Annotated in this window: 18 protein-coding genes; 11 read left to right on the forward strand and 7 right to left on the reverse strand. The window is 72.1% G+C overall.

Annotated elements, in window-relative coordinates; genetic code table 11:
* Positions 1-62: 62 nt before the first annotated feature.
* Positions 63-1,088 (reverse strand): LacI family DNA-binding transcriptional regulator, encoded by a 1,026-nt coding sequence (locus tag LDO26_RS03425; protein ID WP_232129667.1) that lies wholly within the window; start codon positions 1,086-1,088, stop codon positions 63-65.
* Positions 1,088-1,459 carry a hypothetical protein gene (locus LDO26_RS03430; protein ID WP_232129668.1) on the reverse strand — a complete coding sequence of 124 codons (372 nt, stop codon included), beginning with the start codon at positions 1,457-1,459 and terminating at the stop codon, positions 1,088-1,090. The genes LDO26_RS03425 and LDO26_RS03430 overlap by 1 nt, the downstream gene beginning before the upstream one ends.
* On the opposite strand from LDO26_RS03430, the gene LDO26_RS03435 reads away from it, so the two are divergent.
* From LDO26_RS03435 to LDO26_RS03445, 3 genes are all read left to right on the forward strand, one after another.
* Positions 1,434-4,043: a glycoside hydrolase family 3 protein gene (locus LDO26_RS03435; protein ID WP_232129669.1), complete on the forward strand. Its 2,610-nt coding sequence runs from the start codon at positions 1,434-1,436 to the stop codon at positions 4,041-4,043. The two genes, LDO26_RS03430 and LDO26_RS03435, sit on opposite strands and share 26 nt — an antisense overlap.
* 161 nt (positions 4,044-4,204) lie before the next feature.
* A complete protein-coding gene (locus LDO26_RS03440) occupies positions 4,205-4,894 on the forward strand; it encodes a glutathione binding-like protein (RefSeq protein ID WP_232129670.1) in 690 nt (229 codons plus the stop codon).
* A gap of 390 nt (positions 4,895-5,284) precedes the next feature.
* Positions 5,285-6,565: a sugar transporter gene (locus tag LDO26_RS03445; protein WP_232129671.1), complete on the forward strand. Its 1,281-nt coding sequence runs from the start codon at positions 5,285-5,287 to the stop codon at positions 6,563-6,565.
* Positions 6,566-6,764: 199 nt separating this feature from the next.
* On the opposite strand, the gene LDO26_RS03450 is transcribed toward LDO26_RS03445, so the two are convergent.
* Positions 6,765-7,235 carry a polymorphic toxin type 4 domain-containing protein gene (locus LDO26_RS03450; RefSeq protein ID WP_232129672.1) on the reverse strand — a complete coding sequence of 157 codons (471 nt, stop codon included), beginning with the start codon at positions 7,233-7,235 and terminating at the stop codon, positions 6,765-6,767.
* A 580-nt stretch (positions 7,236-7,815) separates the two neighbouring features.
* On the opposite strand from LDO26_RS03450, the gene LDO26_RS03455 reads away from it, so the two are divergent.
* Positions 7,816-10,086 (forward strand): S9 family peptidase, encoded by a 2,271-nt coding sequence (locus LDO26_RS03455; RefSeq protein WP_232129673.1) that lies wholly within the window; start codon positions 7,816-7,818, stop codon positions 10,084-10,086.
* A 67-nt stretch (positions 10,087-10,153) separates the two neighbouring features.
* On the opposite strand, the gene LDO26_RS03460 is transcribed toward LDO26_RS03455, so the two are convergent.
* Positions 10,154-10,315, reverse strand: coding sequence for a hypothetical protein (locus LDO26_RS03460; protein ID WP_232129674.1), 162 nt, complete (start codon positions 10,313-10,315; stop codon positions 10,154-10,156).
* Between LDO26_RS03460 and LDO26_RS03465 the strand changes: the two genes are divergently transcribed.
* On the forward strand, positions 10,314-10,712 hold the full coding sequence (locus LDO26_RS03465; RefSeq protein WP_232129675.1) for a cytochrome c oxidase assembly factor Coa1 family protein: 399 nt from the start codon (positions 10,314-10,316) through the stop codon (positions 10,710-10,712). The genes LDO26_RS03460 and LDO26_RS03465 overlap by 2 nt on opposite strands.
* 70 nt (positions 10,713-10,782) lie before the next feature.
* Positions 10,783-12,612 carry a DUF885 domain-containing protein gene (locus LDO26_RS03470; protein WP_232129676.1) on the forward strand — a complete coding sequence of 610 codons (1,830 nt, stop codon included), beginning with the start codon at positions 10,783-10,785 and terminating at the stop codon, positions 12,610-12,612.
* A 638-nt stretch (positions 12,613-13,250) separates the two neighbouring features.
* On the opposite strand, the gene LDO26_RS03475 is transcribed toward LDO26_RS03470, so the two are convergent.
* Together LDO26_RS03475 and LDO26_RS03480 are read right to left on the reverse strand one after the other, a co-directional pair.
* Positions 13,251-19,052: an alpha-2-macroglobulin family protein gene (locus tag LDO26_RS03475; protein WP_232129677.1), complete on the reverse strand. Its 5,802-nt coding sequence runs from the start codon at positions 19,050-19,052 to the stop codon at positions 13,251-13,253.
* Positions 19,053-19,123: 71 nt separating this feature from the next.
* Positions 19,124-19,837: an ElyC/SanA/YdcF family protein gene (locus tag LDO26_RS03480; protein WP_232129678.1), complete on the reverse strand. Its 714-nt coding sequence runs from the start codon at positions 19,835-19,837 to the stop codon at positions 19,124-19,126.
* 130 nt (positions 19,838-19,967) lie between these two features.
* On the opposite strand from LDO26_RS03480, the gene LDO26_RS03485 reads away from it, so the two are divergent.
* From LDO26_RS03485 to LDO26_RS03505, 5 genes are read left to right on the forward strand one after another with little or no spacing between them, the layout of a single operon-like run.
* On the forward strand, positions 19,968-21,170 hold the full coding sequence (locus tag LDO26_RS03485) for a beta-ketoacyl-[acyl-carrier-protein] synthase family protein (RefSeq protein WP_232129700.1): 1,203 nt from the start codon (positions 19,968-19,970) through the stop codon (positions 21,168-21,170).
* Positions 21,167-21,967, forward strand: coding sequence for a beta-ketoacyl synthase chain length factor (locus LDO26_RS03490; RefSeq protein ID WP_232129679.1), 801 nt, complete (start codon positions 21,167-21,169; stop codon positions 21,965-21,967). Before LDO26_RS03485 ends, LDO26_RS03490 begins: the two co-directional genes overlap by 4 nt.
* Positions 21,964-22,782: a glycosyltransferase family 2 protein gene (locus tag LDO26_RS03495; RefSeq protein WP_232129680.1), complete on the forward strand. Its 819-nt coding sequence runs from the start codon at positions 21,964-21,966 to the stop codon at positions 22,780-22,782. Before LDO26_RS03490 ends, LDO26_RS03495 begins: the two co-directional genes overlap by 4 nt.
* Before the next feature lie 5 nt (positions 22,783-22,787).
* Positions 22,788-24,425 carry an NAD(P)/FAD-dependent oxidoreductase gene (locus LDO26_RS03500; RefSeq protein ID WP_232129681.1) on the forward strand — a complete coding sequence of 546 codons (1,638 nt, stop codon included), beginning with the start codon at positions 22,788-22,790 and terminating at the stop codon, positions 24,423-24,425.
* A gap of 60 nt (positions 24,426-24,485) precedes the next feature.
* Positions 24,486-25,739, forward strand: coding sequence for a cation:proton antiporter (locus LDO26_RS03505; RefSeq protein WP_232129682.1), 1,254 nt, complete (start codon positions 24,486-24,488; stop codon positions 25,737-25,739).
* Positions 25,740-25,799: 60 nt separating this feature from the next.
* On the opposite strand, the gene LDO26_RS03510 is transcribed toward LDO26_RS03505, so the two are convergent.
* Complete coding sequence (locus LDO26_RS03510; protein ID WP_232129683.1) at positions 25,800-26,279, reverse strand: DUF4156 domain-containing protein; 480 nt, start codon at positions 26,277-26,279, stop codon at positions 25,800-25,802.
* Positions 26,280-26,563: the final 284 nt, after the last annotated feature.

Here is a 26,563-nt window from a genome sequence, read left to right on the forward strand (position 1 = left end):
ACCGCGCGATGCCGCCGGGTGCCCGGGCGACGGCTACGCGTGCGCGCAACGCGGACCGGTCGTCACGCCGGCGCCGGCCCGGTGGACCGGCGGATCTTCAGCGCATAGGGCACCTCGACGATGCCGCCGGCACCGCGGTCGCGGATGACCTTCAGCAACTCGCCGGCACCCAGCCGCCCCATGTCGCGCATCGGCTGGTGCACCGTGGTCAGGGCCGGGTAGATGTGCCGCGAGATCGGGGTGTCGTCGAAGCCGCAGACCGAGATGTCGCGCGGCACCGACAGCCCGCGTTCGCAGATCGCGCAGATCGCGCCGGCGGCCATGTCGTCGTTGGCGGCGAAGATCGCGGTCGGCGGCTGCGCGAGATCGAGCAACCGGTTGGCCGCGGCGAAACCCGAGTCGTAGAAGAACTCGCCCGCGACCACCAGCGCCGGGTCGTAGGCGATGCCCGCGCGCTTGAGGCCCGCGCGATAGCCGGCCAGCCGCCAGCGGCTCGCGCCATGCGCGGGATGGCCCTTGATGTGGCCGATGCGGCGGTGGCCCAGCGCCGCGAGATGTTCGACCATGTCGCTGGCGGCGGTCTGTTCGTCGACCACGACGCCGATCCGGCGGTTCTTTTCCTGCGGCGAGATGCTGGCCCAGGGCACGTCCAGCTCGTCCAGTCGCCTGAGCAGCGCCGCGTCGTCGGTGATCGGCGGCGTCAGTACCACGCCGTCGAGCTGCGACTGCAGGATCAGCGACTCCACCTTGCTGACGATGTCCTTGGCGTCGTAGACCAGCGGCGCCAGCATCAGGTTGTAGTGCTGCGCCTGGCACGCATCCAGCACGCCGAGCTCGACTTCCATCAGGTAGTTGCTCGACGGGTTGTCGTAGAGCATCGCCACCAGGTACGACCGGCGCCCGGCCAGCACGCGCGCCGATGCCAACGGGCGATAGTTCAGCTTCTCGACGGCGGCCTCGACCCGGCTGCGGGTCTGCGCGGACACGTTGGGCTCGTTGTTGAGCACGCGCGAGACGGTCTTCATCGACACGCCCGCCGCTTCCGCCACATCCTCGATCCGCACGCGCATTGTGTTCTGCCCGGACATCATCCCGATCTCCCCGGGTGCGGATTCTGCCAGAGTCCGACGGGGGGCACCCGCGGCAGCCGGAATGCACCGGCGCACGACGCGGGCGCGGCCCGATGCACGGCCGTGGCCGCGATGGCGATCGATTGCATCCTGCCCTCCCCGTTGCCGTCGTCGCACGCCAGCGGCGCACGCAGCCCGCGAATTCCGCCGCGGCCCGTCTTTTGCGGCCCTGCAGCAAGCCTTGCCATCGCGTCCGGGCTATTCTGCTCCCGCCTGACAACGCTGTCATCCCTTCCCCCCATCGCGCCGCTCCCGTTGTCCTCGACTCCGCCGGCATCGCCGGTGTCTGCCAGGAAACCCTCGATGAACACCGTCCCGACGAAGTCCACGCCCTTCTCCGCCCGCCCGCCGCGCGCCCTGCTGCTGCCGACGCTGCTGGCACTTGCCGTCGTTGCCGGATGCGCTCGCGACGATGCGCCGCCCGCCCCGGTCGCGGCGCAGGCCACGGACGGCGACGCGACGCACAGCGCCACTGTCGATCCGGCGAACTGGCCGCAGCCCGCATGGCCGTTCGCCGACGACGCCGCGCTCGAACAGCGCCTCGACGCGCTGATGGCCACGCTCACCGTCGAGGAAAAGGTCGGCCAGATCATCCAGGGCGACATCGCCTTCATGACCCCCGACGACGTGCGCAAGTACCGGCTCGGCTCGATCCTGGCCGGCGGCAATTCCGATCCCGGCGGCCGCTACGACGCGCCGCCGTCCGACTGGCTGGCGCTGGCCGACGCGTACTGGGAAGCGTCGATGGACACCAGCGGCGGCGGCAAGGCGATCCCGGTGCTGTGGGGCATCGACGCCATGCACGGCCAGAGCAACGTGGTCGGCGCGACGCTGTTCCCGCACAACGTCGGCCTGGGCGCGACGCGCAACGTCGACCTGATCCGCGAGATCGCGCGCATCACCGCGGTCGAGACCCGCACCACCGGCATGGAGTGGACCTTCGCGCCGACCGTCGCGGTGCCGCGCGACGACCGCTGGGGTCGCGGCTACGAAGGCTATTCCGAGGATCCGGAACTCGTCGCCAGCTTCGCCGGCGCCTTCGTCGAGGGCCTGCAGGGCAAGCCGGGCGACGCCGACTTCCTCGGCGAGACCCGGGTCATGAGCTCGGTCAAGCACTTCCTCGGCGACGGCGGCACCACCGGCGGCAAGGACCAGGGCGATACCCGGGTCAGCGAGGCCGAGCTGCGCGACATCCACGGCGCCGGCTATCCGCCGGCGATCGCGGCCGGCGCGCAGGGCGTCATGGCCTCGTTCAACAGTTTCAACGGCGAGAAGCTGCACGGCCACAAGGGCCTGCTGACCGACGTGCTCAAGGACCGCATGCACTTCGGCGGCCTGATCGTCGGCGACTGGAACGGCCACGGCCAGATCCCCGGCTGCAGCAACACCGACTGCGCCGCGACCTTCAACGCCGGCCTCGACCTGGCGATGGCGCCCGACAGCTGGCGCGAGCTCTACGACAGCACGCTGGCGCACGTGCAGTCGGGCGAGATCCCGATGGCACGCCTCGACGATGCGGTGCGCCGCATCCTGCGGGTCAAGATGCGCATGGGCCTGTTCGACGCACCCAGGCCGTCCGAACGCGCGCTCGGCGGCAGGTTCGAACTGCTCGGCGCGCCCGAACACCGCGCGGTCGCGCGCCAGGCGGTGCGCGAATCGCTGGTGCTGCTGAAGAACCAGGGCGGGCTGCTGCCGTTGCCTGCGAACCAGCGCGTGCTCGTCGCCGGCGACGGCGCCGACGACATGGGCAAGCAGTCCGGCGGCTGGACGCTGAACTGGCAGGGCACCGGCACCAGGCGCGCCGACTACCCGAACGCCGACACGATCTGGGAAGGCCTGCAGGCGCAGGTGCGCGCGGCCGGCGGCAGCGCCGAGCTGGCGATCGACGGCAACTACCGGCAGAAACCCGACGTGGCCATCGTCGTGTTCGGCGAGGACCCCTATGCCGAATTCCTCGGCGACCTGCCGAACCTGCTCTACCGGCCCGGCGACGACCGCGACCTCGACCTGATCCGCAGGCTCAAGGCCGACGGCATTCCGGTCGTCGCCGTGTTCCTCAGCGGCCGCCCGCTGTGGATGAACCGCGAGCTCAACGCCGCCGACGCCTTCGTCGCCGCGTGGTTGCCGGGCGGCGAAGGCGCCGGCATCGCCGACGTGCTGCTGCGCGGCCAGGACGGCCAGCCGCAGCACGACTTCAAGGGCAAGCTCGCCTTCTCGTGGCCGCGCCGCGCCGACCAGTACGCCAACAACGTGGGCCAGGCGGACTACGACCCGCTGTTCGCCTACGGCTTCGGCCTGAGCTATGCCGACGACGGCAACCTCGACGCGTTGCCGGAGGACCCGGGCATCAGCGCCGACGACGGCCAGACCGGCACGTTCTTCGAGCAGGGCGTCCCGGGACCGGGCCTGCGCCTGGTGCTGACCGGCAGCGACGGCGAGGGCGCCGACGCGCTGCACGCCCGCGTCGCCACCCCGGACGGCACGCTGACCCTGGCCGGCGTCGACTACCAGACCCAGGAAGGCGCGCGCCTGCTGACCTGGACCGGCAACGCGCATGCCGAACTGCTGTCGCCGTCGCCGATCGACCTGCACCGCGAGACCAACGGCGACGCCCTGCTGGTCGCGACGCTGCGCGTCGACGCACTGCCGGACGCTGGCGACGTGGCGCTGTATGCCGGTTGTGGCGAAGGCTGCACGGGCGAGCTTGCGATCGGCCCGTGGCTGGCGTCGCTGCCACGCGGCGAATGGACGACTGCGGGCGTGCCGCTGAAGTGCCTGGCCGCCGCCGGCCTCGACCCCGAGCGCGTGCAGACCCCGTTCGCGCTGCGCTCGGGTGCGGGTCTCGCGCTCGGCCTGGCCGACGTGCGCATCGGCACCGAAGCCGCGCACCGGCTGGATTGCCAGACGCAATAGCCGCGCCGGCAGTGCACATCCGTCGCCCTGCCCGGGCGGCGGCGTCTGGCCGGTCGTCCGCACGGCAGTGCGGCAGCGCAACGCAGTGTCCGTCCCTGCCGGATCCCACGTCGCGGCGCGCGGCCTAGACTGGCCGATCTCCCGCCGCGGAAACCCGCCCGATGATCGACTTCTACTACTGGCCCACCCCCAACGGCCACAAGGTCTCGCTGTTCCTCGAGGAGACCGGGCTCGATTACACGCTGCGCCCGGTCGACATCGGCAAGGGCGAGCAGTTCCGGCCGGAATACCTGGCCATCTCGCCGAACAACAAGATCCCGGCGATCGTCGACCACGCGCCGACCGATGGCGGCGACCCGGTGCCGCTGTTCGAGTCCGGCGCGATCCTGCTGTACCTCGCCGACAAGACCGGCCGCTTCCTCGACAGCGACCCGCGCGTGCGCATGCTGACCTTCGAATGGCTGTTCTGGCAGATGGCGGGGCTCGGCCCGATGAGCGGCCAGTACGGCCATTTCAACGTCTATGCGCCGGAGAAGATCCCCTACGCGATCGAGCGCTACACCAACGAGACCCACCGCCTGCTGCGCGTGCTCGACACCCAGCTCAAGGGACGCGACTACCTCGCCGGCGACGACTATTCGATCGCCGACATGGCCGCCTATCCGTGGATCGGCGTCTACGACAGCGCGCCGATCGACATGACGCCCTACCAGGAGGTCCAGCGCTGGCACGCCAGCATCGCCGCGCGCCCGGCGACGCAGCGCGCGTACGCGCTGGCGAAACAGGTCAATCCCGATGCCGGCAAGCCGATCAGCGACGAAGAGAGGAAGATCCTGTTCGGCCAGCGCTAGAGTTGCTGCCCGTCCGCAGGAGCGGCCCGTGGCCGCGACCGGGCCGCGCCGGATGCACACCCAGGCCTGCGGGAGCGATCGATCGGGCGCTCCCGATTCAACCGGCGGCACATCGACCACAGTCATCGCGCCCGCTGCGCGGGCGTCGGCGCCGACAGCTGCGTCGGCACGAAAGCCGCGCGGCATGTGTTGGGTCGCGGCAGCCTGTCCACTGTACAGCCACGCTTGCGGACGACGCCCGGCCCGGGCCGGCGCGCCGCTTCCGCCCCGCCAGCCATGCGCCACGTCGCGTGCCCCATATCGCACGCCCCATTTCGCGTGCTTCACTCCAAGTGCCTCATTCTGTGCACTTGACTCCGTATGTTCCCGCCAGCCCCGAGATCCCCCGGCATGTCACAAGCCCTCCCCACGAACCGGCGCGCGTGGAGCGGCGTCTACGCACTGGCCCTGGCGGCCTTCATCTTCAACACCAGCGAGTTCGTCCCGGTCGGACTGCTGAGCGACATCGCCGCCGGCTTCGACATGCCGGTCACCCGGGTCGGGCTGATGCTGACGATCTATGCCTGGGTCGTCGCGCTGACCTCGCTTCCGTTCATGCTGATGACCCGCGCGATCGAGCGCCGGCGCCTGTTGATGGGCACGCTGGCGCTGTTCATCGCCGCCCACGTGGTCTGCGGCACGGCCCAGAGCTTCGCCGTGCTGGTGGCCGGGCGCATCGGCATCGCGTTCTCGCATGCGGTGTTCTGGTCGATCACCGCCTCGCTGGCGGTGCGCGCCGCGCCGCCGGGCAAGCAGGCGCAGGCGCTGGGCCTGCTGGCGGCCGGCACCTCGATCGCGATGGTGCTGGGCATCCCGACCGGGCACGTGATCGGCGATCTGATCGGCTGGCGCACCACCTTCCTGGCGATCGGCGCGGTCGCGGCGCTGGTGATGGTCGCGCTGCGCCTGCTGCTGCCGCCGCTGCCGTCGCAGAACGTCGGTTCGCTGGCCAGCCTGCCGCTGCTGTTCCGGCGCAAGGTGCTGGTCGCGCTGTACCTGCTGACCATCGCGGTGGTGACCGGCCACTTCACCGCCTACAGCTACATCGAACCCTACGCGCAGACCGTGGCCGGCCTGTCGTCGAAGGACACCACGATCCTGCTGCTGGTGTTCGGCGGCATGGGCATCCCCGGCACGATCCTGTTCGGGCGCTGGTACGCGCGCCACTCCAATCCGATCTTCGTCGGCGCGATCGCGATGATCGCGCTGAGCCTGCTGTTGCTGGCCACGGCCAGCCACCACCACTGGACCCTGATCGCCCTGTGCGCGCTGTGGGGCCCGGCGATCCTGGTGTTCGGCCTGGCGATGCAGGCGCGCGTGCTGGAACGCGCGCCGGAGGCCACCGACGTGGCGATGGCGATCTACTCGGCGATCTACAACGTCGGCATCGGCGGCGGCGCCCTGCTCGGCAGCCAGGTCAGCGAGCGCATCGCACTGCGCGACGTCGGCACCGTCGGCGCCGCACTGGTGGTGGTCGGCCTGCTGATCGCCTTCTGGATCGTGCTGCGACGCCCCGACGTCGGCCTGCCGGTCGCCCCCGGCGAGCCGCGCCCGCACCCCGACGCACCGCCGGGCGCTTGGCGGCGCTGGCGGGAGCGGCATGCGGCGCGGCGCGACGGGGCCCAGGTCTGACGGCATGTCTTGCATTGGGCTGGATGCACGAATAACTCACCTGACACCGTTATTCCTGCGATCAAATGATCGCTGACAGCATAAAACGCTGGAAAACCTCAGAACCTGACCACGTCATGCACCACCGATCCAGCACCAAATCCGCACGACGCACCCAGAAAGTCATTCACGGATTCGCCGGCAGCCGAGCCCCGGCAAACTAGCGCGTATTAATGAAGGGCGTGGCGCTGATGGTGACGCGCGGGTTGATCTTCTGGTCCGCCACCTCGATGCCGGCTTCGAAAATCCTGCGGGTCAAGCCCCCCTTCACGGCATCGACGCGGTACTGGATCTCCTTGAGCCGCAGCGTCCGGGGGTGGGTGGCGGTCACCGTGGTGAGCCAGAGCTCGACATCCGGCGGTTTCAGCTCGAAGAGCTCCCGCAGGTAGCGCTCTATTCCCAGGCGCTGGAACTGCTGGTTGACCTCCTCAGGTGCGTAGCGGATGGCGTGCGGGCTCTCGAATCCCGTGCCGTTGCCTTGGCTGTGGGCGCGCTGCCAGCCGGCAAGCCCGACCTCGATTCCCGGGAACAACTGCTTCTCGAACCCCAGCCTGCCAGGCGCGGGACGCATGCGGCTTTGAATGACCGTGGCGCCCAGTGCGTCCTTGAACGTGCGTTCGATGGGTATCACCGTAACCTCCTTGTACCTAGGGACCTGCGTCGACTGCATCCAGCCCGTGTCGTGCAACGCGCCGGATCGACTGCTCTTCCGAGCCGGAGTCTAGCGGTCATGGCAGCGAACGGAAGTCGGCTGGATGGTCTATGGCGGAAGATGTCCTGAGAAGCTGGGTGGAAGGCACCCGTCCGACGCGGTGAGGACGAGACGGCACCCCTCAACTTCCGCCACCTGCTCGGCATGGACTGGCGGCGAAGCTGTTTGAATCGGGGGAACAGAACTCCGGGTTACAAAGATGCGATCGAAAGGCAGGGCACCTGCTCCGGGTGATCAAGCCGAAGGAGGCGTTTTGCAGGAATTTCGGCCCGAAATGACTTTCCAAAAAACGCGGATGTGCGCGTTCGATCCTTCGAGGAGCGGATCGCAATCCGGATTCCGGGTCAGTGGCTGCTTCGGACCTTCCAGAGGCTGCCGCAGTCGGACGGTTGGCAGGGGATGCTGCTGCGCGTGGCGTGGAGTTCGAATGGCGGGAAGCCGTCAGCCCGCCATGAAGCGCACCCGATACACTGGACCCCATCGCTCCACTGGACCCGCCATGCGCTCCCTGCTCGCCGCCACCGCCCTGATGCTCGCCACGACCGCCTCCGCCCAACCCGCCACGCCGCCCACCGACGGCCGCCTGACCCTCGAAGCCATCACCGGCGACGCGCCGCTGGCCGGGCCGACGCTGATGAAGCCGCAGGTGGCGTCGGACGGGTCGCGGGTCACATTCCTGCGCGGGCGCGACGACGACCGCAACCGGCTGGACCTGTGGGAGTACGACATCGCCAGCGGCCAGACCCGGATGCTGGTCGATTCCAGGGTGGTGCTGCCGGGCGAGGAAACCCTCAGCGACGCCGAGAAGGCGCGCCGCGAGCGCCAGCGCATCGCCGGCCAGTCGGGCATCGTCGACTACCAGTGGGCGCCGGATGCGCGCACGCTGCTGTTCCCGCTCGGCGGCGAGCTGTACCTCTACGACCTGGCGAAGACCGGCAGCGACGCGGTGCGCAAGCTCACCGACGGCGAAGGTTTCGCGACCGATCCGAAGCTTTCGCCCCGCGGCGGGTTCGTCAGCTTCGTCCGCGACCGCAACCTGTGGGTCATCGACCTGGCCAGCGGCACGCCGCGCCAGCTGACCCGCGACGGCAGCGACACGATCGGCAATGGCGTCGCCGAGTTCGTCGCCGACGAGGAGATGGACCGCCACACCGGCTACTGGTGGGCGCCCGACGACAGCGCGATCGCCTACGCGCGCATCGACGAGTCGCCGGTACCGGTGCAGAAGCGCTACGAGGTCTATCCGGACCGCACCGAGGTCGTCGAGCAGCGCTATCCGGCGGCGGGCGACGCCAACGTGCGCATCTCGCTGCACGTGGTCGCGCCGCAGGGCGGCGAGGCGGCGACCGTCGATCTCGGCGCCGATCCCGACATCTACCTCGCCCGGGTGCAGTGGCGCGACCCGCAGCGGCTGACCTTCCAGCGCCAGTCGCGCGACCAGCAGACGCTGGAGCTGGTCGAGACCACGTTGGCGACCGGTGCGCAGCGCACCCTCATCACCGAACGCAGCGATACCTGGGTGCCGCTGCACAACAGCCTGCGCTTCCTCGACGACGGCCGCTTCGTCTGGTCGTCGGAGCGCGACGGCTTCCAGCATCTGTACCTCGCATCGGAGGACGGTCGCCAACTGACCCGGCTGACCCGCGGCGAATGGCCGGTCGATGAACTGCTGGCGGTCGACGCCGCGTCGGGCCTGGTCTACTTCCGCGCCGGCCTGTCGCTCGACGATGGCGCCGCGACCGCGCTGCCGACCGAGTCGCGGCTGTTCTCGGTCGCGCTCGACGGCGGCGAGGTGCGCGCCCTGTCGACCGAACCCGGCATGCACGCCGCCAGCTTCGCGCGCAACGCCTCGGTCTACGTCGACAGCTGGTCGAACACCACCACGCCGCCGCAGATCGCGCTGCACCGCGCCAGTGGCGAGAAGATCGCCACGCTGCTGGAGAACGACCTGTCGGCGCCGGACCATCCGTATGCGCCCTACCGCGCCGCGCATCGCCCGACCGAGTTCGGCACGCTGACCGCCGCCGACGGCCGCACGCCGCTGCACTGGTCGCTGATCAAGCCGGCGGACTTCGACCCGGCGAAACCGCATCCGGTCGTCGTGTTCGTCTACGGCGGGCCGGCCGCGCAGACCGTGCTCAACACCTGGCCGGGCCGCGCAGACGCCAGCTTCCACCAGTACCTCGCGCAGCGGGGCTACGTGGTGTTCTCGCTCGACAACCGCGGCACGCCGCGGCGCGGCGCGGCATTCGGCGGTGCGCTGTATGGAAAGCAGGGCACCGTCGAGGTCGAGGACCAGGTGCGCGGCGTCGAATGGCTGCGCGCGCAGCCGTGGGTCGACGGCGAGCGCATCGCCGTCAACGGCTGGTCCAACGGCGGCTACATGACGCTGATGCTGCTGGCCAAGGCGCACGACGCCTATGCCTGCGGCATCGCCGGCGCGCCGGTCGCGGACTGGGCGCTGTACGACACCCACTACACCGAGCGCTACATGAACCTGCCGGCCGCGAACGTCGAAGGCTACAAGGAGGCCAGCGTGTTCACCCACGCCGGCAACATCCGCCCCAATGCGCTGCTGCTGATCCACGGCATGGCCGACGACAACGTGCTGTTCACCAATTCGACCCAGCTGATGAGCCAGCTGCAACAGGCCGGCACCCCGTTCGAACTGATGACCTATCCCGGTGCCAAGCACGGCCTGCGCGGCCGCGACGCGCTGCACCGCTACCGGCTCAGCGAGGCGTTCCTGGCGCGCTGCCTGCTGCGCTGACGGCACGGCCCGGCTCGGGGCGGGTTCCGGCAGCCGGCGCGTTATCCTGCCAGTGTCGCGACACGCATCAGATGCCGCCCTCCACCGCCGCAGACAGGAACGCCGCCTTGTCCAGCATGCCGTCGTCCGGACCGTCCACGCCCCCACCCCTGCCGCCCACGCCGCCGCAGGCCGCATCGTCGCCGCCACCTCCGCGCGGCTGGTGGCAGCGGCACTGGAAGTGGGCCATGCCGTTGACGGTGGTCGTCGCCTTCGCGGTGGTGGCCGGCGGCGTCGGCACGCTGGTGCTGGGCGTGCGCACGTCGATGCGCTCGTCGGAGGTCTACACCGGCGCGGTCGCACAGGCGCGGGCGCACCCCGGCGTGATCGCCGCGCTGGGGGAGCCGATCGAGGAAGGCTTCATGCCGTTCGGTTCCGTCGACAAGTCGAGCAGCGATGGCGGCTCGGGCAAGGCCGACCTGATGATCACGCTGATCGGACCGAAGGGACGCGGCATGCTGAGCGTCGATGCCAGCCGCTCGCAACGGCAATGGACGTACCGTAACCTGCTGTTCGTGGGTCAGGACCAGAAGATCGTCTGGCTGGTCCAGAACGGCGAACCGGTCGCGCCCGACGCCGTGCCGTGACCAACGGCGCATTGCCTGCGCCCCCATCGCCGCCTACGGTTGCCCACCGACCCGCGCATCCGGAGCCACCATGAAACGTTCTGCCCCGAGGCCACCCGCCGCCAGACCGTTCGTCCTCGCGATCGCGCTGGCCCTGCCGCTGGCGGCCAGCGCCCACGGCAACGCCGCGCATACCGCCACCACCACCGGCGACACCGCGCCGGCCACGGCCCCGGCCTGGGTCGAACGCAGCAACCAGCTGGCGCAGATCCTGATCGACGCGCATGCCCCGTTCCGGCCCGAGTACGTGGGTTTCTTCGGTATCCCCGGCTACGACGACCAGGTCGCCGACCTCGGCCCGGACAACCCGCGCCGCTATCGCGAAGCGCTGTCGGGCGCGCGCGCGAAGCTGCAGACCCAACTGGAACTGGAACGCGCCCCCAACGTGCGCCAGGACCTGCAGATCCTGCTGGCCAGCATCGACCAGAGCATCGAGGGCAGCACGCTCGACGAGCGCTACTTGCTGCCGTGGTCCGACGCGCCGCAGCTGGTGTTCGGCGGCCTCAACAGCCTGCTGTCGGCGCAGACCCCGCCCGAACGCAGGGCCAGGGCGCTCGACCGACTGCAACGCTATGCCGGGCTGGCGGACGGCAGCACGCCGATCACGCAACTGGCGCGGCAGCGCTATGAAGAACGGCTGTCGGATCCGGACCTGCTGCCGCCGACCCGGCTGGAGGTCGAGCGATCGCTGGACAATGCCGACACCTACGTCGCCGGCATCCGCAAGCTGTTCGCCGACGCCGGCATTGCCGGCGCCGATGCCGACGCGGCGCTCGATGCGATCGACAGGGAGATCACCGAGTACGCCGCGTGGACCCGGGCCACCGTGCTGCCGCAGGCGCGCGAGGACACGCGGCTGCCGCCCGAGCTGTACGCGTTCGGGCTCAAGCAGTACGGCACCGACATCGACCCGCAGTTGCTGATGCAGCGCGCGCAGCTGGCCTACATGGAGATCCGCGCGCAGATGCAGCAGCTGGCGCCGCTGGTCGCCGCAGCCAACGGCATCGAGGCCCGCGACTATCGCGACGTGATCCGCGCGCTCAAGCGCGACGCGATTCCCGACGACCGGCTGGAAGCGAGCTACCGCGAGGTCATCGACGCGATCGACCCGATCATCGAGGCCAATGCCATCGTCGACGTGCCTCGACGGCCGATGCAGATGCGGCTCGGCTCGGCCGCCGAATCGGCCGCCTCGCCAGGGCCGCACTTCCTACCGGCGCCGCTGGTCGGCAACACAGGCCAGCAGGGCACGTTCGTGCTACCGCTGGGCAATCCCGGCGGCGACGGCGAGGGCAATGCCTACGACGACTTCAGTTACGCCGCGGCGCGCTGGACGCTGTCGGCGCACGAGGGCCGGCCCGGCCATGAGCTGCAGTTCACCGCGATGGTCGAGCGCGGCGTCTCGCTGGCGCGCTCGATGTTCGCGTTCAACTCGGTCAACGTCGAAGGCTGGGCGCTGTACGCCGAAGCCGAGCTGGTGCCCTACGAGCCGCTCGACGGCCAGTTGATCGCACTGCAGTTCCGCCTGCTGCGCGCCGCGCGCGCGATGCTCGACCCGATGCTCAACCTGGGCCTGACCGACCGCGGGACCGCCGGCCGCCTGCTGGCCGACGAGGTGGTGCTGTCGCCGGCGATGGTCCGCCAGGAGCTGGACCGTTACACCTTCACCATGCCCGGCCAGGCGACCAGCTACTTCTACGGCTATACCCGCATCCTCGAGTTGCGCATGCGCACCGAACTGGCACTGGGCGAGAAGTTCGACCGGCGCGCGTTCAACAATTTCCTGCTCGACCAGGGCCTGCTGCCGCCCGACCAGCTGGCCGAGGCGGTGGAGACGCAGTTCATTCCGGCGCAGCGCTGACGCGGGACATCGCCTGCGCCGCCCGCACCCCTTTTCCACCCGCATCGCGGGTCGTGGCGGAACAGCGCCCTCATCCGCCCCTTCGGGGCACCTTCTCCCGGAGGGAGAAGGGTTCGCGACTGCCGGCAGCACTTTTTGCACGCAACGGGCGCGGGCATGCAGCCACTCTCCCTGCGGGAGAAAAGTTGGGGTGAGGGTCACGGCATCGCCTGCGTTCGCGGGGGGTCTCTCGCCCCTCGGCATCGCGGGTCGTGGCGGAACAGCGCCCTCATCCGCCCCTTCGGGGCACCTTCTCCCGGAGGGAGAAGGGTTCGCGACCGCCGGCAGCACTTTTTGCACGCAACGGGCGCGGCCATGCAGCCCCTCTCCCTGCGGGAGAGGGGTTGGGGTGAGGGGCACGGCATCGCCTGCGTTCGCGGGGGGGGGGGTCTCTCGCCCCCTCGGCATCGCGGGTCGTGGCGGAACAGCACCCTCATCCGCCCCTTCGGGGCACCTTCTCCCGGAGGGAGAAGGGTTCGCGACTGCCGGCAGCACGTCCTGCACGGCAGCAGCACCTTCCGTACGGGAACCGGCGCCGGCGTGCAGCCCCTCTCCCTGCGGGAGAGGGGTTGGGGTGAGGGGCACGGCATTGCCTGCGTTCAGCGCGCATCCGCATCGATGACGATGCGCTGCGCCGCGGTGCGCGCGTTGCTGGCGCCGCCGTACATCAGCTCGGCAGTGGCCGGCGCGGCGAGGTAGTCGCCGGTGTTGCCGACGCGCGCGAAGTAATGCAGCACGTGTTCGCCGGGCGGCAGGTACTCCGCGTAGAAGCGCGGCGTGCGCGGATCCAGCCGGCGCGTGCCGAACCAGTGGCTGCCGGTACCCGAAACCCGTTCCAGGTCGAGCCCGGCCAGCGCGCCGAGCGCAAGGTCGGTGGGGCGCAGTCCGCCCGGCACCACGTCGGTCACGGCGACGTAATGCCGCGGCGCGGCGGTGCGCACGGCCAGGATCACCCGCAGCCAGTCACCATCGCGCAGCCGCAGGCCGTCGATACCGGCCCAGGCGCCGTCCCGCAGCACCTCGTAGCGGCGCAGGATCGAGAAGCCGACCGCGGATTCGCGCGCCTGCCGCGCGTCCTCGAGGTAGTCGACCTCGGCGATGTAGCCGGCCGGGGTCGCGCCGCTGCCCTGCGGCGTCAGGCGCAGTGACCGTCCAGCCGGCACCGGCCCCTGCCAGTCGCTGCGGACCTCGCCGGGCGCAAGCGCCAGTCGCGTGGTCGTGCCGTCGTCGCCATCGATGGCGAGCGCGACTTCCGATGCGCCGCGCCGGCCGGCCAGGTCGCGCAGCGCCAGCAGGCAGGTCGCGCCGGTCTGGGTGTCGACCGCGCTCACGCCGCCGCCGTACAGGTCGCTCAGCCCCGCGATCAGCGCGCGGCGCGTGGCCGACTCGCCGGGGTGCGTGCGCAGCAGTCCGATCAGCGCGCACTGCTCGCGCATCGGCGATCCCATCCAGCGGTCGAGACCGCTACCGGCCTGCAGCACCCGCGTCTCGCCACGCGCCGGTGCCTGCGCCAGCAGCGTCGCGGTGGTGTCGGCGAGCGCCGGATGCCCGGCACGCGCCATCGCCCCGGTCAGCGCCAGCCGCGCGGGCATCGCCAGCTCCGCCCAGCGCAGGCGCAGCGCATCGAGCAGCGCGGGGTCGGCCGACGGCACCGCGGCGGCGGCCAGCGCCATCTCGTTGACGGCGGCCGCGTCGGCACGGTCGACCGGGCGCTGCAGCGTGCGTTCGAGTGCGCCGGTGGCGCGCGCGACGAGTTCGGCATCGACCGGATGCCCGAGTTCGCGCAGCAGGTCCAGCGCCTGCAGCGAGTACGCGGTCAACGCGACCGGCGGCCGCGACGCGTTGCGGATCGCGCCGTCGTCGTCGGCGAAGAACCGGAAGCCGCCGCTGCCGTCCTGGAACACCGCGGCATTGGCCAGCGCCTCGTCGACCGCAGCCTGCGCTTCCGGCCAGTCAGCGGTGTCGCCGCGTTCGATCGCCAGCGCCGCGGCGACCGCGCGGCTGAGGATCTGTTCCCAGCAGCGGTGCGGATACACCCGCAGGTCGCCGGTCCAGCGTTCGACGAGGCCGTCGATGCCGTGCACCAGCGCGATGTGCAGGCGTGCGTCGTGCGCGCCGTCCGGCAGCTGCGGCAGGTCCAGCGCCAGCGGCGCTTCGCCGAGCCAGCCGGCCTGCAGCCGGCGCCCGCGGATCGTCGGCGAGGCGACCTCGATGTCCGCCGCGACCGCGTCGCCGCCGACGCTGCTGTCGGCCGCGGCCACCGCGCGCAGCCCACCCGGCGCCGCCGGTGCGATCTCCAGCGCGATGCCGGCCTGCCCGCGCGCGGCAAGGGCCACGGTGGATGTGGCCTGCGCCGGCGGCGCGAGGCCGTCGACGCGCAGTTCGGCCGTCGCGTCCAGCGGCGTATCGCTACCCTGCCGCAGGTTGGCCGCCAGCCGCGCGCGGTCGCCCGGATACAAGCGCACCGGCGTCTGCAGCCGCACTTCCAGCGGCAGCCCGGCCTCGAGCGTGGCCTCGGCGACGTGGAAACCGTCGTCGGCGTCGCTGCTCCACGCGACCGCGCGCCAGCGCGTCAGGTTGTCCGGCAGCGCAAGCGCGATCTCGCGGGTCTCGCCCGGTGCCAGCCGCAGCACCGGCAGCCACAGCGCGGTGTCGGCGAAGCGCGTGCGCAGCCGTGCCAGCGCGTACAGCGGGTCACCCGGTGCTTGCAGCGATGGCGGCTGTTCATGGGGCGCGTGCGGTGGCTGCGCGCCCTCGCCCTGCGCCTTTTCCGGGTCGATGCGCGAGCCGGTGACCTGCACGCGGTCCAGCGACGCGCCGCCCTCGACGCTCGCGCCGATGTCCATGGCCGGCGCCGGTGGGGCCGGCGGCGCGGGTGCGCCAGCCGCGTACGCATCGTCGAACATCACCGGCACCTCGCAACGCGCCTGCGCCGCGGCGTCGACATAGGCCGCGCAGTCCTCGTCCGGCGCGGGGTCGCCATCGCGCCACGGCAGCCGCCGGGTCCACGGCGACGACGACGCCCAGTCCGCGAACGACGCGCTGCCCAGCCGTTCCTGCCAGCGCCAGTCGCGGCCCAGCCACTGCGGCCCCTGCGGATCGGTGTAGGACAGGTAATCGGCGGCCAGCGCACGCAGCGCGTCGTCGACCACCGCCAGCGCCACGTCGCGCGGCGCGTCGCCGGTATTGCGCAGCACCAGCGTGCGCGCCTGGCCCGGTGCCGCGGTGGGCGCATCGAACGCGAGTTCCAGCGGCGCGGCGGGACCGGACTGCGGCAACGGCAGCTCGACATCGAGCTCGAGCAGTGGCGCCGGACTGCGCCAGCCGTCCTGGACCGCCGCGGGCGCCGCGTTGCGGACGAAGGCGTGCAGGGTCGGCGTGCCACGCCAGGCGGGATCGGTCGGCAGGCCGATGCCGGCGACATTGCCGTCGACCGTCTCGACCCGGTGGCCGACGATGGCATCGCCGCTGGCGAACACGAACAGCACCCGCACGCGGGCGTGCGGCTGGCGCAGCAGCACGTGGGCCGGCGCGCCGGCGCTGTCGGGCGCTTCGACCAGTTCCAGACCGGGTTCCACTGCCGCGGCCGCGGTGTCGTGGCCGCCATCGCCCCAGACGTAGCGGACGACCTCCGCGGGCGCGGCGTCGCCGCTGCGCGCGAGCAGGCGGTAGCGCCCGGGCCGGGCACGCGCGAATTCGCAGGCGGCCGCCTCGCCGGCCGGCACCATGCAGCGTGCCAGTGCCTGCGGCGCGGCGTCGGCGGCGAAGCCGGGCAGATACTGCACCTCGACCTCGATCGGCGCCCCGGCCTGCACCTGGCCATCGGCGTCGATGACCACGCCCTGCAGCGTCACCGGCGTGCGCGCGTCGAGCCGGCGCGGCGCGACCTGCAGGCCGACGAAGCGGTCGAAGCGGCTGTAGCGCGCGGTCGCGGCATTGCTTGCCGTGGCCTCGCGGTCGTCGGGCCGGATCTCCGCCACCAGCCGCAGTTCGCCGAACGCGGGCGGCAGCGCGTCGTCGCCGGACGCGGTGAACGCCACCGGGCGCGCGATGCGCGCGCGCCCGTCCGCGTCGGTGGCCGGCGGCGGCGCATCCGCATCGGCCAGGACGACGGCATCGCTGTCGCCGTCGAAGACGTCGACGAAGGTGTATTCCGAATACTGCGGATACGCCTGCTGCAGCGGCAGCGGCGTCAGCCGGGTGCTCACCTGCGACAGGGCGATGCCGGCGGCCGGCCCGCCGGAGTAGTAGCCGGCCTCAAAATCGACGGCGAAGGTGTCGCCATCGCGCAGCACGCGTGCCGCGTCGGCCGTCGCCCCGGCCCACAGGTCCTGCGCACGGTAGGTACCGACGAAGAAGCAGGCACCTTGCGCGCGTGCATCCGGCGCGTCGCCGCGGCCGATGCAGTAGGTGCCGTCGGTAAGGTGCACCGGCAACGGCAAGGTGCCGGCAAAGCCGGCGTCGGCATCGGGCGTGGCGGTCCAGCGCAGGATGGTCTTGCCGCGGTCGAGTTCGAACAACTGCAGTTCGCGCGGCCCGCGCTGCGCGGGGTCGAGCCGCAGCAGCCGGCCGCCGCTGCGCTGGCGCTGCCACAGCCGGTACTGGACGCTGTCGCCGGCACGGTACAGCGGCCGGTCGGACACGCCCCACGTCCGCACCGGCGCGTCCTCGCCCAGGCGTACGTCGTGCTGCCATTGCCGCCATGCCGGCAGCACCGCGCGCTGCAACTGGCGCCCGCGGCCATGGGTCGCGCGCAACAGCCACATCGGCGACGATCCGGCCCGCACGTCGCGCGTCGGCAGCGCGACATCGTCCGGCAGCCGCAGCCGGGCGACGCCATCGGCACCGGTCCGGGCCTGCGCGACCACGCGCGGCTGCGCGTCCGCCCGCTCGCGCCACAGCAGTTCGACGCGGGCACCGGCGACCGGCGCATCGGCGTCCCAGGCATTCGCCCAGGCCAGCACCTCGCGGCGGCCGGCGACCGCGGCCAGGTCGAAACCCGGCGCGGCGAATTCCATCGGCTGCGCATGCCGGCTTGCCGGTGCCGGCATCCACTGCACCCAGCCGCCGGCGGCCAGCGCAGCGAGCGCCGATGGCGAGGACAAGGGCTGCCGGTCCGCACCACGCGCCTCGGCGGTGTGGAACCTGGCGGTGCGGGCATCGCCGGCGAGCGTGGCCTCGTCGATCTCCACCGGCGCCGCGTTGTACAGCCGCGCCAGCACCGGCGGCGCACGACCGTCGGCGACCAGCGCATGGCTGCGCGCGGCCTGCAGCATCGGCGGGAAGGGACCGGCGCGCAGCACGATGCGGACCGGCGCGACCGGCGTCGCATCGCCGTCGGTGCGCAGGTCCGCCGGCAGGGCGAACGCCACGTCGGCATCGGGCGCGCGGATGCGCAGGCGCGCATGGTCGCCCGGCTGCATCGCCAGCGCGTCCCGCGGCAACTGGCGCCACTGCCCGTGCCCCCATCCCAGGAACTCCGCCGTGGCCGGCAGCGACGCGACGAAGCGGCGACGCGCGGCGCCGTCGAGGGGGCGCGAGAACGCCAGCTCGACCGGCTCGCCGGCCAGGCAGTCGAGGGCCAGCGCGCCGTCGGCCACCTCCGCGGCGGCGACGCCGTGGCGGCCGCTGCAGTGGCCGCCGCGCAGGCGGAAGGTTTCGTTGACCAGCGCATCGAGCAAGGTCCGGGCCTGCGTGCCCGGCAGCGGCCCGGCGCTGCTGCGCAGTCCCGGCACCACCGCCAGCGCCAGCCGCCGGTCCCGGCCCGCGATCGGCGGCAGGGCGAGGTCGAACGACATGCCGTAGCCGGCGCCGTCGTCGCGCCGCCGGACCCATGCCGGGTCGACCGCGACCGGCACCCCGTCCACGGTCACCCGCAGCACCTGCGCCACCGCGTCCGCGGTCGACGGCACGTTGCTCCAAAGCTGCAGCGACGGCATGCCGTCCACCCAGCCCTGCTGGCGCAGCATCAGCTGCGGACGCGCCGTCTCCACATGCACCGTCGTCGCCGGCCAGGCGTCGCCGCGTTGCGTGCGCAGGCCGGCGACCTCGATGCGGTAGCGCGTCGCCAGCGCCGGTCCGGCGCCGTCGAAGCGGCAGTCGAGCTGCGTGTCGCTGGCCCAGCTGCAGGTCGCCGGCAGCGCCGGCTGCAGGCGCACGGCCTGGCGCTCCACGCTGTTGTCCCAGACCTGCATCGCCGCCGGGAAGCGCAACTGCAGGCTCCGGTCGTACATGAAGCGCGCCTCGACGGCGGCTGCGGCGTCGGCTTGGGCTGCAACCGGCGCCGCCGCGCCCCACAGCAGCGCGTTCGAAAGCAGCGCAAACCCCAGTGTCGCGACCGCATGGCGCCGCACTGCGCATGCGCCTTCCCGCGTCACGTCCAGCGTCCCTGTCCTGCCCATGCCGCCTCCCGCCTGCGTCGCCGGGCCCAGCATAACGTCGACCGCCCGGCTGATCCGCCTGGAAGGCCCGCTCAGCTGATCCTTGCGAGCATGCGCCGGTGGCCGATCAGCCGCGCCCAGCGCGTGCCCACGTCGACCCAGCAGACATAGGCCGCCTCGCCGGCCACACGCCACAGCGCCAGCGGATGCCAGGACCAGCGCGATTCGGCCGCGCACAGTTCCCAGTCGAATCCGAGCTGGCGCGCGAACAGCGCGCAGCGCGCCAGGTGATAGCGGCTGCTGAGCAGGGTCACGTGCACGCCGGCGCGTACCGGCGCGGCGGCGTCGCCCGCCGCGGCGGCAAGCAGGGCGCGGGCGTTGCGCAGGTTCTGCAGGGTGTCGCGCGACTGGTCCTCGACCAGCAGCGGCGCGTCGGCGCCGAGGCCGCGGGCCAGCAGCGCATCGCGGGCCAGCGCGGCCTCGGTGCGCGTGCCGGCCGGGCCGCCGCCGAGCAGCAGCATCCGCTGCGGCGGCCGCGTCGCCCAGACGGTCGCGGCGCGCGCCAGCCGCGCCTCGAAATCGGCATCCGGCCGCCCGGCCGGCGCATGCTTGCCGAACAGCAGCACGCACTCGCCGCGTTCAGGCGCGCAGGGCGCGTTGCGGGCGATGCGCAGCACGTGCACGAAATAGCCGACGTAGACCAGCCCCAGGCTCAGCACGCAGGCCGCCGCGGCAACGCCCAGCGAATGCAGGGCGTCGCGGTCGTTCAGCATCCTGAGCCGGTGTTGCAGGCGGTTGCGGGGCATCGGGAAGCACCGGTGCGCACCGGCGTCCATTGGGGTATTCCCTGAAGTCTAGCGTCACGGGCCGCTCGCTATACTCCACGGCCTTCTGTCCTGGACCCGCCGCGTGCCCTCATCGCAGTCGCTGTCGCCGATGCCGGCCATTGCCATCCGCGCCTACACGGCCACGACCGCGCTCGGCCGCGGCAACGCCGCGCAGCTCGAGGCACTGCGCAACCGGCGCGGCGGATTGCGCCGCAACGATTTCGGCGATGCGCCGCTGCCGACCTGGATCGGACGCGTCGACGGGCTCGAGGACGCTGCGCTGCCGTCGGCGCTGTCGCGCTGGGAATGCCGCAACAACCGCCTGGCCTGGCTCGCCCTGCAGCAGGACGGCCTGCTGGACGCGCTGCAGGCGGCGGTCGCACGCCATGGCGCAGACCGCGTCGCACTGGTCGTCGGCACCTCGACCTCGAGCATCGGCGCCAGCGAGGAAGCCTATGCGCGCGCGTTGCCCGACGCCGACGGCACCCCGCGGTTCCCCGACGACCTGGCGCGGCCGATCGTGCACACGCCGCATTCGCTCGGCGATTTCGTCCAGCACGCGACCGGCCTGCGCGGCCCCTGCATCACCGTCGCCACCGCGTGCTCGTCGAGCGCGAAGGTGTTCGCACAGGCGGCGCGGATGATCGCGGCCGGCGTGGTCGACGCCGCCCTGGTCGGCGGCGTCGACACCCTGTGCGGCAGCGTGCTGTACGGCTTCAACGCCCTGGGCCTGGTGTCGGACGCGCCATGCCGCCCGTTCGATGCCGGCCGCGACGGCCTGTCGCTGGGCGAGGCCGGCGGCTACGCGCTGCTGGAACGCGAGGATGCCGGCGATGCGCCGCTGCAGCTGCGCGGTTATGGCGAATCCAGCGACGCCCACCACATGTCGTCGCCGCATCCCGGCGGGCTGGGCGCGACGCTGGCGATGCGCGATGCACTGGCGCGCGCCGGCATCGACGCCGCCGAGGTCGGCTACCTGAGCCTGCACGGCACCTCGACCCCGGCCAACGACGCGGTCGAGGCGCAGGCCGTCGCCGGCCTGTTCCCCGCCAGCCTGCACGCCAGCTCGACCAAGGGCTGGACCGGGCACACCCTCGGCGCGGCCGGCATCGTCGAGTCGGTGTTCGCGCTGCTCGCGCTCGAGCACGGCGTGCTGCCGGGCATCCTCAACAGCGCGGTGCGCGACCCGGCCTGCGGACCGCAGATCCGCTTCGACAACGCCGACACCAAGATCCGCTACGCGATGAACAACGCCTTCGGCTTCGGCGGCAACAACTGCGCGCTGGTGTTCGGCAGGGCGGCCGCGGCATGACCGCATCCGGCGCGCTGACCGCATCGATCGCCGGCATCGGCTTCTGGGCGCCGGGCCTGCCGGACTGGGCGTCGGCACGCGCCTTCGCCGCCGACGGCAGCCTGCCCGCCGATGCCCCCGCCAAACCGTCGCCGCAGCTGCTGGCGCCCAACGAGCGCCGGCGCGCGCCGGGTTCGGTCGCGGTCGCGCTGGAGGTCGCGCAGGCCGCCTGCCGCGACGCCGGCCGCGACCCGGCCGTGCTGCCGTCGGTGTTCGCCTCGACCCACGGCGACCTGGCGATCACCGACTACATGTGCGCGACGCTGGCCCAGGACCCGACGGCGATCTCGCCGACGAAGTTCCACAACTCCGTGCACAACGCCGCCGCCGGCTACTGGACCATCGGTAACGGCTGCACCGCCGCGACCACCGCGATCAGCGCCTTCGACGCGACCTTCGCCCAGGGCCTGCTCGAGGCGATGCTGCAGCTGGCCGCCGGCGCCGACGCGGTGCTGCTGGCCGCCTACGACACCGCCGCGACCGGCCCGCTGGGCACGGTGACCCGCAGCGAGGGCCTGCTCGGCGGCGCACTGGTACTGAGCCGCGACGGCCCCGGCCCGCGGCTGCGGGCGCAGCTGCGCGATGGCGCCGACGATGCCGCGCCCGGCCCGCTGGCGCTGCGCTGCGCCGGCAATGCGATGGCGCAGATGCTGCCGCTGTTCGACGCGCTGGCCGCCGGCCGCGACCGCGCGCAGCTGTGCGCCGGCCCGCACCGCCTGCTGGCGCTGGAGATCGTCGACGCGGGAGCGCAGGCGTGAGCGGGCGCCTGCACCGCGGCAATGTCGCGATCCTGATCCCGGCGCTGAACGAGGCATTGCGCATCGACGAGGTCGTCGGCGAAGCGCTGGCGCACTGCGACCGGGTGATCGTCGTCGACGACGGCTCCGACGACGCGACCGCGGACATCGTCGCCGCCCTGCCGGTGACGCTGGTGCGGCATCCGCAGCGGCGCGGCAAGGGCGCTGCGCTGCGTTCGGGCTTCGCCGAGGCGGTGCGGCAGGGCTGCGCGGCGGTGGTGACGATGGACGGCGACGGCCAGCACCGCGCCAGCGACGTCCCGCGGCTGATCGATGCCGCCAACCGCCATCCCAATGCCATCGTCAACGGCGCCCGGCTGCAGAAGCGCAGCACCCAGCCGTGGTACCGCCGCATCGGCAACGATTTCGGCGACTGGGGCATCGCCTGGGCCTGCGGCTTCCGCATGGTCGACAGCCAGAGCGGCCAGCGCCTGTATCCGGGCCACGTGATCGCGATGACCGACGTGCCCGGCGAAGGCTTCGTGTTCGAGGCGCAGATCCTGATCTCCGCCGCGCGGCGACTGGGCTGCGGCGTGGTATCGGTGCCGGTCGAATCGCGCTACCACAGCGCGGGGTCGGGCGAGCGGTTCCGCAAGAGCCATTTCCGCCTGTTCCACGACCTGCGCAGCATCACCACCCACGTCGTCGGCCAGGTGCTGGCGAACGGCCATGTGCTGCGCGAGTATCGACGGGCGCGCAGTCGTCCGCCGGTGATCGACGACGCCGACGACGCGGCCGGCACGCGGCCCCACCCCCGACTCCATCACCACGGATGAGTACAGTGACCCAAGCACCCGTCGACACCGACATCCTGATCCTCGGCGGCGGCCTCGCCGGGCTGACCCTCGCGCTGCAGCTGCGCGACCGCGAGCCGGACCTGCGGGTGACGGTGCTGGAACGCCGCGCTCACCCGGTGCGCGAGGCCGCGCACAAGGTCGGCGAGTCGACGGTCGAGATCGGCGCGCACTACTTCGCCGACGTGCTGGGCCTGCGCGAACACCTGGAAACCGAGCAGGTGCGCAAGTACGGGCTGCGCTATTTCTTCACCGACCGCGAGTACGACGTCCAGGACTGCAGCGAGATGGGCGTCAGCCGGCTGCTGCCGACGCCGTCGTGGCAGCTCGACCGCGGCCGCTTCGAGAACTTCCTCGGCGACCGCGCGCGCGAACGCGGCGTGGATTTCCGCGACGGCGCCGTGGTGCGCACGCTGGATCTTTCCGAGAGCGACGACCTGCACACCATCGGCTTCGACCACGGCGGCGAAAGCCATACGCTGCGCGCACGCTGGGTCGTCGACGCCTCCGGCCGCGCCGGCCTGATCAAGCGCAAGCTCGGCCTCGCCCAGGCCAACGACCACGACGCCAACGCGGTGTGGTGGCGCATCGACGGCCAGTCGGACCTCGACGGCTGGTCCGACGACCCGGGCTGGCGCACGCGCTTCGCGCCGGCCGAGCGCTGGAAGTCGACCAACCACATGTGTGGCCCCGGCTACTGGTTCTGGCTGATCCCGCTGGCCTCGGGCTCGCATTCGCTGGGCATCGTCTGCGACGCGAAGATGCACCCGCTCGAGACCATGAACACCTTCGAGAAGGCGATGGACTGGCTGCGCCGGCACCAGCCGCGTGTCGCCGAGGCGCTGGACAAACCCGAGTACGCGCTGCAGGACTTCCTGTTCCTGCGCCATTTCTCCTACGGCTGCAAGCAGGTGTACTCGAAGCACCGCTGGGCGCTGACCGGCGAGGCCGGGCTGTTCCTCGACCCGTTCTATTCCCCGGGCAGCGACTTCATCGCGATCAGCAACACCTACGTGTGCGAGCTGATCCGCAAGGACCGCGCCGGCGAGCCGATCGGCCAGTACGCCGACATCTACCAGCAGCTGTACTTCTCGTTCTACGAGAACACGCTCTCGCTCTACCAGGACCAGTACCCGATCTTCGGCCACCCGCAGGTGATGCCGGTCAAGGTGCTGTGGGACTACGCCTACTACTGGTCGCTGCTGGCGCCGCTGTTCTTCAGCCGCCGCCAGGCCGACCTGTCGATGCTGACGCGGCTCAAGCCGGCCTTTGCGGAAGGGCGCGCGCTGAACCTGGCGATGCAGCGGCTGATGCGCGACTGGGGCACGCGCGACGCCGCGCCGGACCTGAAGCAGGCGCGCGCCTACGACCAGTACCAGGTCGAGTGGTGCCGGGAAATGAACGGCGGGCTGACCGACGCGCTCGACGACGACGCCTACTACGCGCGCACCCAGCGCTCGGTCGCCGGCATGCGCCAGCTCGCCGCCGAGGTACTGGCGCTGGCGCGCGAATCGTTCCCCGACATCGACGACCGGGGGCTGGACGCGCTGCTGGCCAGCCACGACACCGGCCAGCATCCGGCGATGCTGCCGGAGCACTGGTTCGCCCGCGAACTGGCCGCCTGATCCGATGCGTCCAACCCCGCCCCGCCCGTCCCGACATCGCCCGCGGACCGGATCGCCGCGATGACCGCACTGCTGCTGCTCCAGCTCGCCGTGATCCTGCTGGTCGCCCGCGCCTGCGGCTGGGTGCTGCGGTATTTCGGCCAGCCGCCGGTGATCGGCGAGATGACCGCCGGCCTGCTACTCGGCCCCATCGTGTTCGGCGCCTGGGCACCGGACCTGCACGCGTCGCTGTTCCCGGCCGCGTCGCTGCCCTCGCTGTCGGCACTGGCGACGGTCGGGCTGGTGCTGTTCATGTTCATCGTCGGCGCGGAACTGCGCGCGATCGAAGGCTCGCGCGCGCAGGTCAAGGCGGCCAGCGCGGTCGGCATCCTCGGCATCACCCTGCCGCTGCTGCTGGGGCTGGCGATCTCGCCGTGGCTGTACCCGATGTTCGCGCCCGAGGGGCTCGGCTTCTGGCCGTTCGCGCTGTTCATCGCCGCCGCGCTGTCGGTCACCGCGTTCCCGGTACTGGCGCGGATCCTCAAGGACCGCGACCTGACCCGCACCCGCGCCGGCAACCTCGCCCTGAGCGCGGCGGTCATCGACGACGGCGCGATCTGGATCTTCCTGGCCGTGGTGCTGACGCTGACCGGCGGCACCGGCGAGCACGGCGTCGCCCTGATCGCCACCGGCGCGGTCGCGCTGGTCGCGGCGAACTTCCTGCTGCTCAAGCCGCTGTACGCCTGGCTGATCCGCCGCGACGGCGCGCCGGAGAATCCGCCCTCGCCCACGCTGCTGGTGGCGATCCTGCTGGGCCTGGTCGGCTGCGCGGCGTTCGCCGAGTGGATCGGCCTGCACGCGGTGTTCGGCGCGTTCCTGTTCGGCGTGGCGATGCCGCGCGACGACCGCCTGCTGCGCCACCTGGCCAAGGCGTTCGAACCGGTGTCGATGCTGCTGCTGATGCCGATCGTGTTCGCCCTCGCGGGCCTGAACACCACGCCCGATGCGTTCGTCGGCGCCGGACTGGGCGCGTTCGCGCTGATCCTGCTGGTCGCCATCGCCGGCAAGGTCGTCGGCGGCGGCATCGGCGCGCGGCTGTCGGGCTACAGCTGGCGCGACAGCCTGTCGGTCGGCGCGCTGATCAACGCGCGCGGGCTGATGGAGCTGATCGTGCTGAAGATCGGCCTCGACGCCGGCCTGATCGGACCCGAACTGTTCACGATGCTGTTCGGCATGGCCATCGTCACCACGCTGATGACCTCGCCGCTGCTGGCGCTGTTCTCGCGGCGCGGGCAGGAGGCGGACGCGCCGCTCGGCAAGAACGGCGTGCACTGACCCGCGGCCGCCGGTTCGCGGGTCCGCCGGCCGCGCGCCGTGCGGCCCTCGCCCCGCGACTCAGCGCGCGGGCGTTTCCTGTACCGGCGCCCGCGGCGCATCGACCGGCGGCGGATCCTGCACCCAGATCGCGATGCCGCTGGCGTACTTCTGCCGCGGGCTGATGTCCACGCCGACGCCGCCGGACGTGAAGGTGCGGCCGCCGCCGCGGCCGACACCGCCGCCGACGCTGACGCCGCCACCACCGTAGCCATCGGCCGTGCCCTGGAACAGCACGCCGTTGGCGCCGAGCTTGGCGGCCTCGTTGCGCAGCTTGGACAGCACCGAATCGACCTTGTTCTGTTCGCCGTAGGTCAACGCACCGCTGCTGGTGTTGAGGATCGCGATCTCCTCGTAATGGCCGGGCGGCGGACCGTGGTAGATGCGCACCTGGGCCGGATCGATCGGCGCGCGCGGCGTGCCGGTCAGGACATGGGAACTGGCGCAGCCGGCCAGCACCGGCGCCAGCAGCAACAGGAACAGCAGACGGAAGCGACGCATGGACGTGTCCTCGGACAGCGCGCCCGGTCGGGCGCTGTGCCGATCATCGTACCGGCGACCTGAAGCCGGCGTGGATGGCGCCCGCGCGGCGCCTGGCCGCGGCGCACAGCGCCGGCGACCCCAGGCAATCCCGTCGTCCCTCGCTACGCCCGGAACGACGGATCCTGCAGGTCGGCCCCACGCGGCCGACGTGCGCGGTGCCCGGGTTCACGCGGTGTCGGGCGCGTGATCAGGCGTGGGGCGGGTCTCGACCCGCCAGGCCCGTCGGCGCGCTGGCGGGTCGA

This window comes from Proluteimonas luteida (genome assembly GCF_021191695.1).
Lineage (GTDB): Bacteria > Pseudomonadota > Gammaproteobacteria > Xanthomonadales > Xanthomonadaceae > Luteimonas > Luteimonas luteida.